This window comes from Acidocella sp., from assembly GCF_035535915.1.
Taxonomy (GTDB): domain Bacteria; phylum Pseudomonadota; class Alphaproteobacteria; order Acetobacterales; family Acetobacteraceae; genus Acidocella.
Genome location: NZ_DATLPB010000024.1, coordinates 72,020 through 88,382, shown reverse-complemented (window position 1 = coordinate 88,382; position 16,363 = coordinate 72,020). Strand labels below are relative to the sequence as shown.

Sequence of the window (16,363 nt, the reverse complement as noted above, 5' to 3'; positions counted from 1 at the left end):
GCGGCCAGACTACACAGATCGGCTGATCCTGCAATGCGAAAGAAAGTGGGCGCTTTTTGAAAAAAAGCGCCGCAAAAACTTTTATCGACTCTGGGCCATGGGCATTGTCGCCGACACAGCCCATGCCCTCCGGGGCTATTCCAACGGTGCTACGCACCGCCGGAACCTTCAGCCCCTCCGCCCAGCATAACAAAGTTTTTTTGCTACTTTTTGTTCACAAAAAGTAGCGCTTACTTTCTTCACCTGCATCGGATAGGTTCGCGGAAATCCTCCCGGACGGGGGGAGAACGAACGGAGGTAACGGAAAGAATGTCTAACCCGCGCTGGAAGCGGCGTCCCGAAGGCTCGACCTGGGGCGATTTCGGTCCTGACGATCAGGTCGGCCGGCTCAATCTGCTCACCCCGCAGAAAATCCGCGAGGGCATTGCCGAGGTGAAGGAGGCGCGTGCTTTCTGCCTCAGCCTGCCGCTGGATTTTCCCGGCGACAACGCGCTGAACCCGCGCCGCTACCCGCCGCAACTGCGCCCGACCTATCGCAGCGGCCTGCCGAACATGAATTACCTGATGCAGCGCGGCGACCCGCAGCTGACCGACGTGATGAATGACGACGCGGTGCTGCTGCACCTGCAATATTCCACGCAATGGGACAGTCTGGCGCATGTCGGCCAGTTGTTCGACGCCGATGGCGATGGCGTGCCCGAGCAGGTCTATTACAATGGGTTCCGCGCGCACGAGCATGTGGTCGGCCCGGTGCGCTATGAAGGCCAGGAGGTCGTGCCGACCCATGTCGAGCAGACCGGGGCTTATCGCCTTGGCATCGAGACCATGGCGGCGACCTGCGTGCAGGGCCGTGGCGTGATGATCGACCTCGAGGCCCATCTCGGCCGCGATTTCACCCGAGTCGGCTACGACACGCTGATGCGCATCCTCGAAGCCGATAAGGTTGAGGTGACGACGGGCGACCTGGTGTGCCTGCGTACCGGCTATGACCGGGTGTTGCTGGGCATGAACAAGCACCCGACGCAGCAGGGGCTGGACAGTTGTGCGGCTTTGGATGGCCGCGACCGGAAGCTTCTCGATTGGATCACCGATACCGGCCTCGCCGCGCTGATTTCGGACAATGCCGCAGTCGAGGCGCTGCCGCCCGGCGAGAGCCATGACCATCAATGCTCGGCGTTGCCGCTGCATGCGCATTGCCTGTTCAAGCTCGGCGTGCCGCTGGGCGAAATGTGGCTGCTTTCCGACCTTGCCGACTGGCTGCGCGCGAATGGCCGTTATCGCTTTTTCCTGACCGCCCCGCCGCTGCGCCTGCCCGGCGCGATCGGCTCGCCCGTCACGCCGGTCGGCACCGTGTAGTACAAGCCACAAAACTCCGAGGAAACGTCAAAAAATGTCGAAACGCTGGACCCGCATGATCCCGATCATGATGGTGACTTACATGGTCGCTTTCATGGACCGCACGAACATCTCCTTCGCCATTCCCACCATGGCGAAGGAGCTGCATCTCACCGCCACGCAACTTGGCTTCGCCTCCGGCGTGCTGTTCCTGTTCTACGCCGCCTCGCAGCCGCTCGGCGGCATGATCGCCGACCGTGGCTACGGTAAGCCGATGGTGGCGACGCTGATGATCCTCTGGGGTCTTTCCGAAGTGGCGCAGGGGTTCATTCAAACCCCGGCGGAGCTCATCATCGTGCGCTGCCTGCTCGGCCTGTTTGAAGGCGGGCTGATGGTCACGTTCCTGCTGATCGTGTGCAACTGGTTCACGGTGCGCGAGCGCGGCCGCGCCAACGGGCTCTGGTTCCTCTCTTTTCCCGTGGCGGCGATGGTGAGCGGGCCGATTGCCGGCTATATCCTGCATCTTTCCTCCTGGCGGATTCTGTTCATCGCCGAAGGCATCTTGCCGATCATCTGGTCGCTGGTCTGGATCTGGGGCGTCGCCGCGACGCCGCGTGAGGCGAAATGGCTCACCGAGGGCGAGCGGCGCGACCTGCAGGCCAAACTCGAGGCGGACCGAAAGGAAAATGCACCGCATCTGGACGAGGCGGCGCCGCGTTTGTGGCAGCAGATGTTCCGCGTGCCGGTGCTGATCTACACGCTGGCGCTGTTCCTGTGGAATTTCAGCTTTGTCGGGTTCATCATCTGGCTGCCCAGCATCCTGCACCAGGATAAGAGCCTGAGCGCGGTCACGGTCGGCTGGCTGGCCTCCTTGCCCTTCCTGGTGGCGGTGTTCGTCATGCTGTTCCTGGCCTGGGGCTCGGACAAATTCCACAGCCGCCGCCTGTTCGCCGCGGTGCCGATCGGCTTGTCCGGCGTGGTCTTCGTCATCGCCGCGCATTCCTATGCCGGCAACAGCCTGGCCGCCAATCTCGGCCTGCTGATCGTCGCCGGTTCCTTGCTCTACGGGGCACAGCCGATGATCTATGCGATTCCCGGCGATCTGGTTCCCACCCGCGTGGTCGCTACGGTCATCGGCATCGCCAATGGCATCGGCGTGGTCGGGGATTTCCTCGGCCCTTACGTGCTCGGCTTCGTGCGCCAGGCCACGGGGGATTTTGCCTCGGGCCTGTTCCTGCTCGGCGCCGCGTTGGTGGTTTCCGGCCTGCTGCTGGTGCTGGTGCGCGACCGCGCCCAGACCGCCGCGCTGCCGGAGGCAAAGCTTGTGACGGCCAACTAGGAAGGCAGAAAGTGGCCGCTTTTTGAAAAAAGCGGCACCAAAAACTTCTTTTATGCTGGGCGGAGGGGCTGAAGGTTCCGGCGGTGCGTAGCACCGTTGGAATAGCCCCGGAGGGCGTGGGCGTTGTTACTGACAAAGCCCACGGCCCAGCCATTTCGGCTTCTTCGGCTTCCCCATTGACCGGACTAACGCGGTCCTGTATCTCACGAAGGCATAATGATGCGAATAATTCTTATTTGCATCTAAGGTGAGGTATGGGAAGGAGTGGCGGGAGATGGCAGGTAGTCGTCCTGGACGCGTTTGGTTCGGTGCTTCGGTGGCGGTCGCCGCCTCATGGTTCGCCTTCGGGCCGCGTCCCGCGGCGGCGGACTCGATCACGCTCTACAGCGCGCAGCACGAACAGGTCGTCGACATGCTGACGGCGCAATTCACCAAGGAAACCGGCATTGCCGTGCGCGTGCATGAGGGGGAAGGGCCGGAGCTTGCAAGCCAGTTGCTCGCCGAAGGTTCGCATTCGCCGGCCGACGTGTTTTTCACCGAGAATTCGCCCGAGCTCGTGCTGCTCGATGAGCACAAGCTGCTGGCGCCGGTCGCCCCCGCCACGCTCGCCCGCGTGCCGGCTTCCGACAGCGCGCCGGACGGGCACTGGATCGGCCTGCTCGCCCGTGAAAACGTGCTGGCCTACAATACGAATTTGATCAGCGCCGGGGCGCTGCCCGCCTCGCTGCTGGACCTCGCGCAGCCTGCCTGGAAGGGCAAAATCGCGATCGCGCCGGCGGATGCGGATTTCCTGCCGCTGGTGAGCGCGGTGGTCAGGCTGAAGGGCAAGGCGGCCGCGCTCGCCTGGCTGCAGGGGCTGAAGGCGAATGCCGCGATCTATGATGATGACGAGGGCGTGGTGGCCGCGGTGAATCGCGGCTCGGTGCCGGCCGGCGTGATCAATTCCTATTACTGGGAACGGCTCACGACCGAGCTTGGCCCCAACGGCACCCATAGCGCCGTGTATCATTTCGGCAATCACGATGTCGGCGCGCTGGTGAACGTCTCGGGCGCCGCCGTGCTGAAATCGTCCAAAAACCCCGAAGGCGCCCAGAAATTCCTGGCCTTCCTGGCGACCGGCGAGGCCCAGACCATGCTGGCGCAATCCAGCGTCGATTTCGAATATCCCCTGGTGCCGGGGATCGCGGCGAACTCCGCGCTGAAGCCGCTGGACCAGCTTTCGCCGCCCGCCATCGGCCCGGCCGCGCTCGGCGACGATCATGAGGCCGCCATGCTGCTGCGCGAGGCAGGATTGATCTGATGTCGCAGGCCGCCGCCCCCCATGGAGATCTGAAGCCATCGCGCCGCTTCCCCGCGATGCAAGGCCTCCTGGTCGCGGCGGCGTGCGTGGCCCCGCTGCTCGTCCTGCTGCCGATCGGCGCGACACTGGCCCAGGCGACGGCGGAAGGCATCGGACCCTTCCTGCGCGAACTGGCGCGGCCGCTCGTGGGGGCGCTGCTCGGCAACACCGCCGGGCTGATCGAATCGACCATGGCAAGCTGCGCGCTTCTCGGCGTCGGCGTCGCCTGGCTCGTCGAACGGACGGACCTGCCCGGGCGCCGGGTTTTCGCGGCCCTCGCGGCCTGCCCGCTCGCGGTGCCGCCGTTCGTGACGAGCTATGCCTGGCTCTCGATGAGCCCGCATTTCGAGGGTTTTGGCGGCGCGCTGCTGGTGGTCGCCTCGGCCTATTTCCCGCTGGTCTATCTGCCGGTCGCGGCCTCACTGCGCGGCATGGATCCGGCGTTGGAGGAAAGCGCGCGCACGCTCGGCCTCTCCCCCTTTGCCTGTTTTCGCCGCGTGGTGCTGCCGCAATTGCGCCCGGCCCTGATGGGCGGCCTGCTGCTGGTGGCGCTCAACACGCTCACCGAGTTCGGCGCCTTCGCGCTGCTGCGTTTCCGCACCTTCACCACGGAAATCTACGCGGCGTACCGGACCGGATTTTCCGGCCCCGAGACGGCCTCCCTCGGCCTCGTCCTGCTCGTGCTCTGCCTCGCCTGCCTCGCCGCGGATTTCATCCTGCGCGGGCGGCGGCATTATGCCCGCATCGGGCGCGGCACGAAGCGCGCAGCACTCCGCTACGAGCTGGGCCGTGCGAAGCCATTTTGTGTGGCGTTGCTCGTCGGCTTGAACGCGGCCACGCTCGGCGTGCCGCTCGGCATGATCCTGTATTGGCTGACGCAACGCGGCTCTGCGGCGATCACGCCGGCCGAGGTCGCGCCGGCCCGGATCATCGACGCCACGCTGAACTCGGTCGGGCTCGGAATCGCCGGGACGGCGCTGACCATGCTGCTCGCGCTGCCGCTGGCCACGCTCGCCACGCGCCATCGCGGCTGGCTCACGGCCGGCCTGGAGCGGGTCGGCTTTCTTGCCCAGGGCCTGCCGGGCATCGTCCTCGCGCTCGCCCTCGTGTCGGTGGTGATCGGGACCGTGCCGATCCTTTATCAAAGCTACGCGCTGCTGCTGGTGGCCTATGCGATCCTGTTCGTCCCGCTCGCGCTGGTCGGCATCCGGAGCGCCCTGGTGCAGGCGGAGCAGCGGCTGGAGGAGGCGGGGCGCAGCCTGGGCCTCACCCGGTTCGCGGTGCTGCGGCGGATCACCTGGCCGCTCGCCGCCCCCGGCCTCGGCGCCGCCGCGGCGCTCGTCTTCATCGCGATTGCCACCGAGCTCACCAGCACGCTGCTGCTCGCGCCGATAGGCACCGACACGCTGGCGACCGAACTCTGGGCCAACGGGTCGACCCTGGCCTTCGCGGCGGCGGCCCCCTATGCCGCGATCATGACGCTGATTTCGATGGCCGCCAGTTGGCTGTTCGTGCAGCGCTTCGGCGCCGCGCCGCTGCTGGCGCGGCAGGAAGGGTGAGATGGCAACGCTGCAGATCGAAAACCTGTGCAAATCCTTTCGCGATGTCCCCGTTCTCGAGGGGGTCGATCTCGACGTCGCCGCCGGCAGCCTCGTCGCCGTCCTTGGCGCGTCGGGCAGCGGCAAAACGACCTTGCTGCGCCTGATCGCGGGATTCGAGCGGCTGGATCGCGGCCGCATCGCGATCGGCGGCCAGGTTGTTGCGGCGCCCGGCCTGCATGTGGCGCCTGAGCGCCGTGGCGTCGGCTATGTGATGCAGGAAGGCGCGCTGTTCCCGCATCTGTCGGTCGCGGACAATATCCTGTTCGGCGTCGCGTCCAAGGCGCAGCGCAGCGCCGGGCGCGTGGCGGCCTTGCTCGACCTCGTCGGGTTGCCGCAGCGCTACGCGCAATTTCAGCCGCACCTTCTTTCCGGTGGCGAGCAGCAGCGCGTCGCCCTCGCGCGGGCCCTGGCGCCCGAGCCGAAGCTGGTTCTGCTCGACGAACCGTTTTCGGCGCTCGACGCCGCGCTGCGCGGCGACACGCGCCGCGCCGTGGCCGAGGCGCTGCGCGCGGTCGGCGCGACAGGAATTCTCGTCACGCACGACCAGAGCGAGGCGCTGTCGATGGGCAGCAAGGTCGCGGTGTTGCGGCGCGGCCGGCTCGTTCAGGTGGCGACGCCGATGGAGCTTTACCGCCGCCCGGTCGATGCCGAGCTCGCGCGCTTCATCGGCGAGGCGGTTCTGGTTCCCGGCACCGCCGCTGGCCATGTCGCGCGCTGCGGGCTCGGCGCGCTCCCCATCGGCGCCGGCCCGGGCGAGGGGCCGGTCGAAATCATGGTGCGGCCCGAGCAGATCCGGCTGTTGCCGCCGGACACCGAAGGCTGCGCGCGCGGCGAGGTGCTGGGCGTGACCTTCTACGGCCACGACGCGGTGGCGGAAATCGCGCTCGCCGGCGCGGCGGACACGACGATCTCCGCGCGGCTGTTCAGCAACGATTTGCCGGCACCGGGCGAGGCCATCGGTGTCGCCGTGCAAGGCGCGGTGGTTGCCTACCCGCTGCCGGGGGAATGCGCCGCGCCGGCTCCGGCGCAGGACGAAATTCCGGGAGTGGAAAATATTTTGCCACGCGAATGCGCCTGACATGCATTTGCGGATTGATAAGGAGACGCATGGGATGCGGTGTGGCTATGACGGGAAGGACGGCGTGAACATGTCCGTGTGCGCGCGATGACGTCGCGGCGCGGTTTTCTCGGGGGGGCCGGCGTCGCCGCGGGAGCGATCGCCGCGCTCGGCGCGCCTTCCATGGCGCACGCCAATGCGGAACCGTTTTTCGCGCCGCATCAGGGCGGGATCGCGACGCCGCACGCGCAACAGACCAACATCTATTTCGCGGTGTTCGATCTCGCGACCGACCGGCGTGACGATGTGATCGGCATGATGCGGGCCTGGACCGCGGCTGCGGCCCGGCTGCAGGCCGGCTTGCCGGTGGAGCGGCTCGACGACGACCCCGCGGTGCCGGCGCCCGATAGCGGCGATGCGGTCGGGCTCGATCCGGCACGGCTGACATTGACCTTCGGCTTCGGCCCGGACCTCTTCACCTATCAGGGCAAGGACCGTTACGGCCTGGCGGCGCGCCGCCCGGCCGCCCTGGTCGATTTGCCGATCTTCCCCGGCGACCAGCTCGAGGCGGAAAAGACCGGCGGCGCGATCATGGTTCAGGCCTGCGCCGACGACCCGCAAGTGGCCTTCCATGCCGTGCGCCAGCTCGCCCGAATCGCCGGCAACACCGTCTCGCTCAAATGGACCCAGACCGGCTATTGCGCGGCGCCCGTGAACGGGGGCACGCCGCGCAACCTGATGGGATTCAAGGACGGGACGATGAACCCGAAGGTCGCCGATCCGAAGGCGATGGCGGCCGTTGTGTGGGTCGGCCCCGAAGGGCCGGCCTGGATGCAGGGCGGCAGTTATATGGTGGCGCGGCGCATCCGTATCGCGCTGCAGCACTGGGACCAGGTGCGGCTCGGCTTCCAGGAGCAGGTGTTCGGCCGGCACAAATATTCCGGCGCGCCGCTCGGCCAGAAGGACGAGTTCGCGCCGCTCGACCTCGACGCCACCGATGCCGACGGCAACCCGGTCATTCCCGCCAATGCCCATGCGCGGCTCGGCGCGCCGGCCGTGAATGGTGGCGCCCAGATCCTGCGCCGCGCCTACTCCTATAGCGACGGCGCCAGCTTCGTCGCCGAGCGCTGGCCTCCCTGGAAGCAGGCCATGGAATATGATGCCGGGCTGCTGTTCATCTGTTACCAGAAAGATCCCCGCACCGGCTTCATCCGGATCTTCGAGCCGATGTCCAGGATCGATGCGCTCAACCAGTTTACGACGTCCGTCGGGAGCGGCATTTTCGCCTGCCCGCCGGGGGCGGCGAAGGGCGGGTATATCGGCCGGGCATTGTTCGAGGCGTGAGGCAAGAAAAGCGAAAGCAAGGGCTACTTTTTGTGAACAAAAAGTAGCAAAAAAACTTTGATTTATGCTGGGCCATGGGCGTTATCGCCGACAACGCCCATGGCCCAGTGTAAACAAAAGTTTTTGGTGCCGCTTTTTTCAAAAAGCGGCTTCTTCCTGCCAGGGCAACGCGCATGCACGAACATGAGACCCCCAATTTCGGACTGCGCAGGTTCGCGAGCCGGACGAGCCTTGTGGTGGCCGTGACGCTCGTCGCCTTGAAGCTCGCTGCCTGGGTGGTGACCGGGTCTGTGGTCCTCCTGACGTCGGCGGTCGATGCGCTGGTGGATACCGGGGCCAGTTTCGTGACCTATTTCGGTGTCCGCTACGCGGAGCGGCCGCCCGATCGCGATCATCGTTTCGGCCACGGGAAAGGCGAAGCGGTGGCGGGGTTCACCCAGGCGGTGTTTCTGGCGGGCGCGGCCTTGACCCTGGTTTTCCAGTCCGTCGATCGCCTCATTTCTCCTGAATTGATCACGTCCATCGATCTCGGCCTGTGGGTCATCGTCGTCAGCCTGATCGCGGCGGCCGGCCTGGTGGTGATGCAGACCTGGGTGGTCAGGCGCACCGGCTCCACGGCGATCGCCGCCGATCGCGCCCATTACCTCACGGATGTCGCGGTGAACGGCGCGGCGCTTTTCGCGTTGGGCGTGACGAAGCTGACCGGCTGGACGCGCGCGGACCCGGCGTTCGCGCTGGCGATTTCCGTCTACATGATCTGGAACGCCTATGGGATTTCGCAGCAGGTCTTGACCCAGCTGCTGGACCGGGAATTGCCGGTGCCGGACCGGCAACGCATCCGGGCCGCCGTGCTGGGCTGCGCCGGCGTGCGGGACGTTCACGATCTGCGGACGCGCTATGCCGGGGACCGGACCTTTGTGGAGTTCCACCTGGAAGTCGACGGCGACCTGACCGTGGATCGCGGGCACGAGATCGGCGATGTGGCGGAGCGCGCCGTGGCGGCGCTGCTGCCCGGCACCGTGGAGGTGACCGCTCATCTGGAGCCGGCCGGCATTGAAGATGACCGGCTCGACACCCGGGTCAGGCGGAGCGGCGAGAAACGCGGTTCGCCTGCGTGAGGCGGCTTGCTCCCGGAAGCGGCTTTGTTAAGCTGCCTTCATGATGCGGCCCGGCTTATTGCAGGATTTTATCGACCGTCACCGGCGCCTCTTCGTGCTGACCGGCGCGGGCTGCAGCACGAATTCGGGGCTGCCCGACTATCGCGATGCCGATGGCCAGTGGAAGCGCGCGCAGCCGATGACCTATCAGGCGTTCATGGGCGACCCGGTGGCGCGCCGGCGTTACTGGGCGCGCAGCATGGTCGGGTGGCGGCGCTTTGGCCGCGCCCAGCCGAACGGCGCCCATCGCGCGCTCGCCTGCCTGGAGGCGCGCGGGGGGAGCGAAATGTTGCTGACCCAGAATGTCGACCGGCTGCATCAGACCGCCGGCAGCGCCCGCGTGATCGACCTCCACGGAAGGCTCGACCAGGTCCGCTGCATGGGGTGCGAGCGGCTGATGCCGCGCGCCGCGCTCCAGGGCGAGCTCGAACGGCGCAATCCGTCATGGGCCGGCCTGGAGGCGGCCGACGCGCCGGACGGCGACGCCGATCTCGCAATGGCCGACTTCGCGTCCTTCATCGTCCCGCCTTGCCCGCATTGTGGCGAGGTGCTCAAGCCGGATGTGGTGTTCTACGGCGAGAACGTGCCGCGCGAACGGGTGGACGCCGCAACGCGGCATCTCGCGCAATCCGACGCAATGCTGATCGTGGGCTCGTCCCTCATGGTTTATTCCGGCTTCCGCTTCGTCCAGGCGGCCGCGCGCGCGGGAAAGCCGATCGCCGCGATCAATCTCGGGCGGACACGCGGCGATGAATTGCTTTCATTCAAGGTCGAGCAGGCTTGCGAAGATGCGCTGGCTTTTTTGCTCGGACAGAAGGAAGTAGGCGCTTTTTGAAAAAAGCGCCGCAAAAACTTTTACTATGCTGGGCTGTGGGCTGTGTCTGGGCCAATGCCCATGGCCCAGAGTCATAAAGTTTTTTTGCTACTTTTTGTTCACAAAAAGTAGCGCTTGCTTCCTTGCTGTTCGAGGAAGTTCGTTGCCTATTTATAACGTACGGCGCTAAATGGCGGAACATTCCAAACGGGAAGAAACGCCATGTGGATCTTGCGTTCGTGGCTCGCCGCCTTGTGCGTGGCGTTCGTCGTCGCCGTTCCGGCCGAGGCGCAGACCTGCCGATCCTTTCCGCCGCCGGGCGTGGCGCCGATGCCGCTTGAACTCACGCCTGTCACCTTGCAAGTTTTGCAGCCGAGCCTGATTCCGGTGCCGGGCACTGACGGTTTCATCCACCTCGCTTTCGCGGCCCAGGTGACCAATCTCGACCGTGGCACCGCCGCTTTTATGGGGATCCGCCCGGTGGATCCGCTGCATGATTTTGCCGAGGTCGGCGAGAGCCGTGTGGTGGACATGGACGGTAACGATGTCACCGGCATGGTGCGCCCGTTCGCGCCGTCATCGAACGGGATCGATCCTGTGCGCAGCCCCGATGCGCGGCAGCTTGCGGGCGGCGCGGCGGGCATCGCCTTCTTCGATGTGCGCGTGAGAACGATGCAGGCGGTTCCAGCCTTCCTCTCGGAGCAATTCGTCGTGCGCCTGCCGGGCGGCAAGCCGCCCGTCGAGGAGCGCACCGAGCCGATCCCGGTCGGCTGCTCATCTCCGGTGGTCATTTCCCCGCCGCTGGTCGGGCCGCGCTGGTGGGACGGCAATGGCTGCTGCCAGGTGATCAGCCCGCACCGCGGCGCGACCTTGCCGATCAACGGCCGCATCCGGGTGCCCGAGCAATTCGCCATCGACTTCATTCAGCTCACCGCCACGGGCGGATGCTGCACCGGCCCGGTCAAGGACCTTAAATCCTGGCCGTTTTTCGGCGCTCCGGTCCTCGCGGTCGCTAACGGCGTGGTCGTTGAAAAGGTCGACGGCATGCCGGAACAAATTCCGGGCGAGGTGAAGGGCATCACCGCGCAGAACGCGGCCGGCAACCATATCGTCGAGGATATCGGCCAGGGCCGCTACGTGCTCTACGCCCATCTTGGCACCAACAGCATTCCGCGCGGCATCGTCGTCGGCGCCGCGCTCACGCGAGGGGAGGAAATCGGCACGGTCGGCAACACCGGCAGCTCGACCGCGCCGCATCTGCATTTCCAGGTGATGGACAGCCTCTCCGTGCTGGATGCGACCGGCCTGCCCTTCGTCTTCGACCGCCAGCTCCTGGAAGGCACAGTCGGCGGAACAGCCAATCAGGCGGACAACGCCTATGAGAGCGGGGCCGAGGTCAGAATCGTGTCGATGCCACCGACCCAGCAGACCGACCGGATGCCGATCGAAGGGCAGGTCTTTGATTACGGCAGCAAGTAAGAAAGTAGCCGCTTTTTAAAAAAAGCGGCGCAAAAATTTTTGTTTATGCTGGGCCATGGGCGTTGTCCCCGACACAGCCCACAGCCCAAAGTTAACAAAGTTTTTTTGCTACTTTTTGTTCACAAAAAGTAGTGCTTCCTTTACTTAACTTTCTGCCTTGCGAACGAGGACGAATGACCCAGACAACAACGCCAGGTCCGGACGGCAAGTTACGTTGCCGCTGGTGCGTCGGAACGCCGGACTATCTACACTACCACGACACCGAGTGGGGGTTTCCGGTCGATAACGACCGGCGGCTGTTTGAAAAACTGTGTCTGGAAGGCTTCCAGGCAGGTTTGAGCTGGCGCACGATCCTGACCAAGCGCGAGAATTTCCGTGCGGCATTCAAGGGATTCGACTTCGATGAAGTGGCGCGCTTCGATGAAGCGGATGTCGCGCGCCTGCTGCAGGATAGCGGCATTGTGCGCCACCGCGGCAAGATCGAGGCCACAATCAATAACGCGCGGCGGGCGCGGGACCTGATTGCCGAGGCCGGCTCTCTGGCCGCCTTCGTTTGGAGCTTTGAGCCCAGCGCCGGAGAGCCGGCGAAACCGCAGACCGTCCCTCCGGCCGCCATCGCTCTGTCCAAGGCGCTCAAAAAACGTGGCTGGGCGTTTGTCGGCCCCACTACGATGTATGCCCTCATGCAGGCCATGGGGCTGGTCAACGACCATGCGGAGGATTGCATGATTCGCGAAGAGGTGGAGCGCGCGCGGACGGCGTTCCGTCGGCCGGAAGAAGGAAGGCAGCAAGTAGCCGCTTTTTGAAAAATGCGGCGCAAAAACTTTTGTTACGCTGGGCCTTAGCCTGTGTCAGCGCCAACGCCCATGGCCCAGCATAACAAAGTTTTTTTGCTACTTTTTGTTCACAAAAAGTAGCGCTTCCTTAGCTTAGCCAGGTACCCCCGCCCAGAACTCGCAATGATGCTCGGCGGCGAAGGTGCTGTCCGTCATTGTGGTCGAGGCGGGAAGTTTTTCGTCGAGATAGAGGCCGGGCTTGCCGGGGGCCGGTGTGAAGGCCGGCCAGTTGGGGGCGCCGAGGCCGTTGGGGTTGCCGGTGCGGGCGAAGTTGGTCCACGCGGCGATGAGGGCGTTAGAGAGCTGTTGCTGTTGCGCGTTCAAAGCGTGGGGTTGGCCCTTGGGGCCGCCGTGCCAGAGGGGGAACAGATATTGGATGTCGGCGGTGTGGTAGGCGAGGGGCACGAAGCCGGGCATGCGCGGAAAGAAGAAGGGCGCGGTGGTGTCGTCGAATTCGTAGCCGTAGACCGGCACTTGTGCGGCGAGCGAGCGGTTGAGTGCGAGCTGCGGGCACACGAGGCTGTCGGTGCCGGCCGCGTTCCAGGCGAGCTGCGGCGTGCGATAAAGCGCGAGCGGGTACTCCGCGAACACGCGCTTCGCCGTGGCGGGCGGGAAGCTGGTGGTGACGAAGTTACGGTATTGCGCGGCGGTGACCGGGTGGCGCGGCGGGCCGGAGAAATATTCCGCGATCGCGGCGAGGAAATTATATTCGTCATGCACGGTGCCGCTCATGATCGGCATGTGCGTGAAGTCGCCGTTGCGGAACGCTGCGAAGAGGCCGCCGGCGGGGACGATCCGGCCGTCCGCAATCAGGATGTCGATATACGGGCCCTGCGTGGATTCGGTGCCTTCAAGCTGCAGGATGCGGTTTGCGGGCAGCTGGCGCAGGCACGCGGCGACGGCGGGCGATGCGCCACGGCCGCAGCCGGCGGCTTTCGTGAAATCGGCGCCGGTCTTCTCGGCTGCGGGGAGCGGGGTGCCGTCGAGCACCACGCTCTCGAAAATCGCGCGCTGGAACAGGCCGGCGGCGAGCGGCGAGGCGACGTTGGCTTCGGTATCGATCGAGCCGGCGGACTGGCCGCCGAGGGTGACGTTGGCGGGGTCGCCGCCGAAGGCGGCGATGTTCTGCTTTACCCAGCGCAGCGCCAGCTGCTGGTCGAGCAGACCGTAATTGCCGAACGGATGGCCTTCGGCGTCGAGCGCGGGATCGGCGAGAAAGCCGAACAGGCCGAGGCGGTAATTGATCGAGACGACCACGGCGTGGCCCCGGGCGGCGAGGCGGCTGCCGTCATAGCCGGCGCTGGAGCCGTCCATATTGCCGCCGCCATGGATCCACACCAGCACGGGCAGCTTGGCGCCGGCCTTCTGCGTGGGGGTGAAGACGTTGAGGGTGAGGCAATCCTCGTTTGCGGTCGGCGGGCCGGCGAAGGCGCCGAGCGTGGTGATCTGCGCGCAGGCCGGGCCGAATGCGGTGGCCTGGCGTACGCCCGCCCAGGGCTTCGCCGCGACCGGCGGCTGCCAGCGCAGCTCGCCCACGGGCGGCAGCGCATAGGGAATGCCCCGGAACTCGCTGACGCCGCCGACGCGAAGGCCGGCGACCGCGCCGTCGGCCGTGGTCACTTCAGGCGGTGATTGCGCGAACGCCGCGCCCGCGGTGGCAAGCAAGGCAAACAATGCGCCGGCCACGGGCCGGAGACAGGAAGAACGATTCATTAACGACCCCACGAGGAAAATTAACGAGGCTATTGCCGGGACGGCGGCGCGCGGGGAAGCGATGCCGGCGGCGGGGCAGGGTTGCAGCCGGCGCCAGATCCGGGACGCGCGGTCGTTATGGTTTCAAAAAACGCGCTGAGCTGGCAGCGAGGCCCGCACCCAAGCCATCGGCTGTTCATCCCGAACCGTGATCGCGCGAACGCCGTACGAGATATTGATCCGGCGCCGGGATGGGCGGCTTAACTCTCTAACGAAACGTCTATAAAAATAACAGCCGTGAGCCCCGGACGGTTTTCCCGCAGCGCGATGCCGCCGCCGTGCAACGCGGCGATCGCCGCGGCGAGCGACAGGCCGAGCCCGTAGCCGGGGTGTCGGCGGGCCGCGTCGAGCCGGACGAAACGCTGAAAGACCCGCGTGCTTTGCTCGGGCGGGATGCCGGGTCCGTCATCGGCGATTTCGAGGCTGATCCGCTGGCCCGTCCGCGTCGCGCGGATGGTGGCGAAGCTGGCTCCCGCGGCATGCAGCATGACATTGTCGAGGAGGTTGGCGATCATCTGCTGGAGCAGATCCTTGTCGCCGCGCAGCGTGAGCCCGGCCTGGATGTCCGCCGTCAAAGCGATACCGGCTGTCGCGAAGGCGGGTTCGTAGGTCTCCGCCAGCGCCTCGAGAAGGTCTGATAAGGAAACCGGCGCGAAATGGCTGCGTCGTGTGCCGGCCTCCACTTCAGCGATGCGCAGCATGGCGGCGAAGATGTCCAGGGCCTGGTCGATCTGCGCCAGCGCCTCGTCGAACATCTGCGGCAGGCCGGGCCCGGTGAAGCGGCGGCGCGACAGCTCCAGATGCTCGCGCAGGCGGGCCAGTGGCGAGCGCAGGTCGTGCGCGATGTCGGCGGTGACCTGGCGGAGATTTTCCATGAGTTCCTGCAGGCGCTGCAACATGGCGTTCAGCCCTGCGGCGAGCCGGTCGAACTCGTCGCCGGCCGGGCCGACCGGCACCCGGCGGGACAGATCGCCATTCATGATCTCGCGCAGCGTGGTGGCGATGGCGTCGACGCGGCGCGATTCCGTGCGGGCGGCGAGGTAGCCGCTGAGCAGCCCGAGCGCCAGAATGGTGCCGAACACGGCAACGAAAGACCGCGCGATCAGCGCGTTCGTGGCCAGCAGCGGGTCCGCATTTTCGGCGATGAGCAAAGTGTCGCCGTCGGTAAAGCGGTGAGCGATGCCGCGCACCGCCTTAACCCGCGGCGGCAGCATCAGCCCCTCGCGGCGGCGAAAGGTGCGCGCGCCGGTCCAGCGCGCCAGAACGGCAGGCGGCGCGCTGAAATTGCCGGCCTGCAACGTGCCGTCCGGTCCGATATCGGCATAGAACAGGCCGCCCCCTTCGGCCATCGTGTCCCGCACGTTCTGCGCCAGGCCCTGCTGGTTGCGCTGAATGTCGGAGAGAATGTCGGTGAGTGCGCCGCCCACGGTGGCGTCGATCTGTTCGCGCCAGATCGACTCCGCCGCGTGATGGATGATGACGAACACCAAAGCGGCGCCGCCGAGCGAGAGGGCGAGGCTGCGCAACGCCAGGCGGAAGCCGGCGGTGCGCAGCAGCGGCCGGGCCGGGCCTTCAAGCCACATCGATCTTGTACCCCGCGCCGCGATAGGTGTGGATGAGCTCGGGCGCGAAACCATGGTCGATCTTGCCGCGCAGCCGGCTGATATGCGCCTCGACGATGGCGGTCTGCGGCACGAAGCGGAAGCCCCAGACATCTTCCAGCAGCATGATGCGGGTCACCACCTGGCCTTGGCGCAGCATGAGATATTCGAGCAGCTCATATTCCCGGGGTTTTAGTTCGATTTTGCGGCCCGCGCGCCAGACCGTGCGGCTCAGCCGGTCGAGTTCGAGATCGGCGATCCGCAGCCGCGTGGTTTGCGGCGGCAGCGCGTTGCGGCGGGCGAGCGCCACCACGCGCGCGGCGAGTTCTTCGAGCGCAAACGGCTTCACCAGATAATCGTCGCCGCCGGCGCGCAGGCCCTCGAGCCGGTCGCCCAAACTGTCCAGCGCCGTGAGGAACAAAGCCGGCGTATGGATGTTCGCGCCGCGCAGCGTCCGCAGCACGGCGAGCCCGTCCAGATGCGGCAGCATCCGGTCGATGATCAAGATGTCGAACCCGCCGGCGGCCGCCATCAGCAGCCCCTCCCGTCCATCCGGCGCGACCGTCACGTCATGCCCCTCCGGTGCCAGCCCGTCGCACAGATGGGTCGCCGCCTTGAGGTCATCTTCGATCAACAGGATGCGCATGGGTTCTGGTTAGCCCATCTCGGCGGTGCGGCCATAGAGCTAGTGATCCGCTCTATAATCATC

Annotated in this window: 13 protein-coding genes; 10 read left to right on the top strand and 3 right to left on the bottom strand. The window is 66.0% G+C overall.

Going from position 1 to position 16,363, the window contains the following annotated elements:
* The first annotated feature begins 309 nt into the window (after positions 1 to 309).
* The 10 genes from VNC39_RS03280 to VNC39_RS03235 all read left to right on the top strand — a co-directional run bounded on the left by VNC39_RS03280 (position 310) and on the right by VNC39_RS03235 (position 12,271).
* On the top strand, positions 310 to 1,356 hold the full coding sequence (locus VNC39_RS03280; RefSeq protein ID WP_325396127.1) for a cyclase family protein: 1,047 nt from the start codon (positions 310 to 312) through the stop codon (positions 1,354 to 1,356).
* 34 nt (positions 1,357 to 1,390) lie between these two features.
* Positions 1,391 to 2,674: an MFS transporter gene (locus VNC39_RS03275; protein ID WP_325396125.1), complete on the top strand. Its 1,284-nt coding sequence runs from the start codon at positions 1,391 to 1,393 to the stop codon at positions 2,672 to 2,674.
* Between the two features lie 274 nt (positions 2,675 to 2,948).
* Positions 2,949 to 3,974 (top strand): extracellular solute-binding protein, encoded by a 1,026-nt coding sequence (locus VNC39_RS03270; protein ID WP_325396123.1) that lies wholly within the window; start codon positions 2,949 to 2,951, stop codon positions 3,972 to 3,974.
* On the top strand, positions 3,974 to 5,572 hold the full coding sequence (locus VNC39_RS03265) for an ABC transporter permease (RefSeq protein WP_325396121.1): 1,599 nt from the start codon (positions 3,974 to 3,976) through the stop codon (positions 5,570 to 5,572). Before VNC39_RS03270 ends, VNC39_RS03265 begins: the two co-directional genes overlap by 1 nt.
* A 1-nt stretch (position 5,573) precedes the next feature.
* Positions 5,574 to 6,692: an ABC transporter ATP-binding protein gene (locus VNC39_RS03260; RefSeq protein ID WP_325396119.1), complete on the top strand. Its 1,119-nt coding sequence runs from the start codon at positions 5,574 to 5,576 to the stop codon at positions 6,690 to 6,692.
* An 87-nt stretch (positions 6,693 to 6,779) separates the two neighbouring features.
* Positions 6,780 to 8,015, top strand: a complete 1,236-nt coding sequence (locus tag VNC39_RS03255) for a Dyp-type peroxidase (RefSeq protein WP_325396117.1) — start codon at positions 6,780 to 6,782, stop codon at positions 8,013 to 8,015.
* A gap of 173 nt (positions 8,016 to 8,188) precedes the next feature.
* Positions 8,189 to 9,133 (top strand): cation diffusion facilitator family transporter, encoded by a 945-nt coding sequence (locus tag VNC39_RS03250; protein ID WP_325396115.1) that lies wholly within the window; start codon positions 8,189 to 8,191, stop codon positions 9,131 to 9,133.
* 40 nt (positions 9,134 to 9,173) lie between these two features.
* Positions 9,174 to 10,007 carry an NAD-dependent protein deacetylase gene (locus VNC39_RS03245; RefSeq protein ID WP_325396113.1) on the top strand — a complete coding sequence of 278 codons (834 nt, stop codon included), beginning with the start codon at positions 9,174 to 9,176 and terminating at the stop codon, positions 10,005 to 10,007.
* 201 nt (positions 10,008 to 10,208) lie between these two features.
* A complete protein-coding gene (locus tag VNC39_RS03240; RefSeq protein ID WP_325396111.1) occupies positions 10,209 to 11,465 on the top strand; it encodes a M23 family metallopeptidase in 1,257 nt (418 codons plus the stop codon).
* A 173-nt stretch (positions 11,466 to 11,638) separates the two neighbouring features.
* Positions 11,639 to 12,271 (top strand): DNA-3-methyladenine glycosylase I, encoded by a 633-nt coding sequence (locus VNC39_RS03235; protein WP_325396109.1) that lies wholly within the window; start codon positions 11,639 to 11,641, stop codon positions 12,269 to 12,271.
* Between the two features lie 123 nt (positions 12,272 to 12,394).
* Here VNC39_RS03235 and VNC39_RS03230 read toward each other — a convergent pair whose 3' ends face one another.
* The 3 genes from VNC39_RS03230 to VNC39_RS03220 form a co-directional block, all read right to left on the bottom strand.
* Positions 12,395 to 14,014 (bottom strand): carboxylesterase/lipase family protein, encoded by a 1,620-nt coding sequence (locus tag VNC39_RS03230; protein WP_325396107.1) that lies wholly within the window; start codon positions 14,012 to 14,014, stop codon positions 12,395 to 12,397.
* A 239-nt stretch (positions 14,015 to 14,253) separates the two neighbouring features.
* Positions 14,254 to 15,636, bottom strand: a complete 1,383-nt coding sequence (locus VNC39_RS03225) for a sensor histidine kinase (RefSeq protein WP_325396105.1) — start codon at positions 15,634 to 15,636, stop codon at positions 14,254 to 14,256.
* Positions 15,626 to 16,300, bottom strand: coding sequence for a response regulator transcription factor (locus VNC39_RS03220; protein ID WP_325396103.1), 675 nt, complete (start codon positions 16,298 to 16,300; stop codon positions 15,626 to 15,628). Before VNC39_RS03220 ends, VNC39_RS03225 begins: the two co-directional genes overlap by 11 nt.
* Positions 16,301 to 16,363 lie beyond the last annotated feature (63 nt).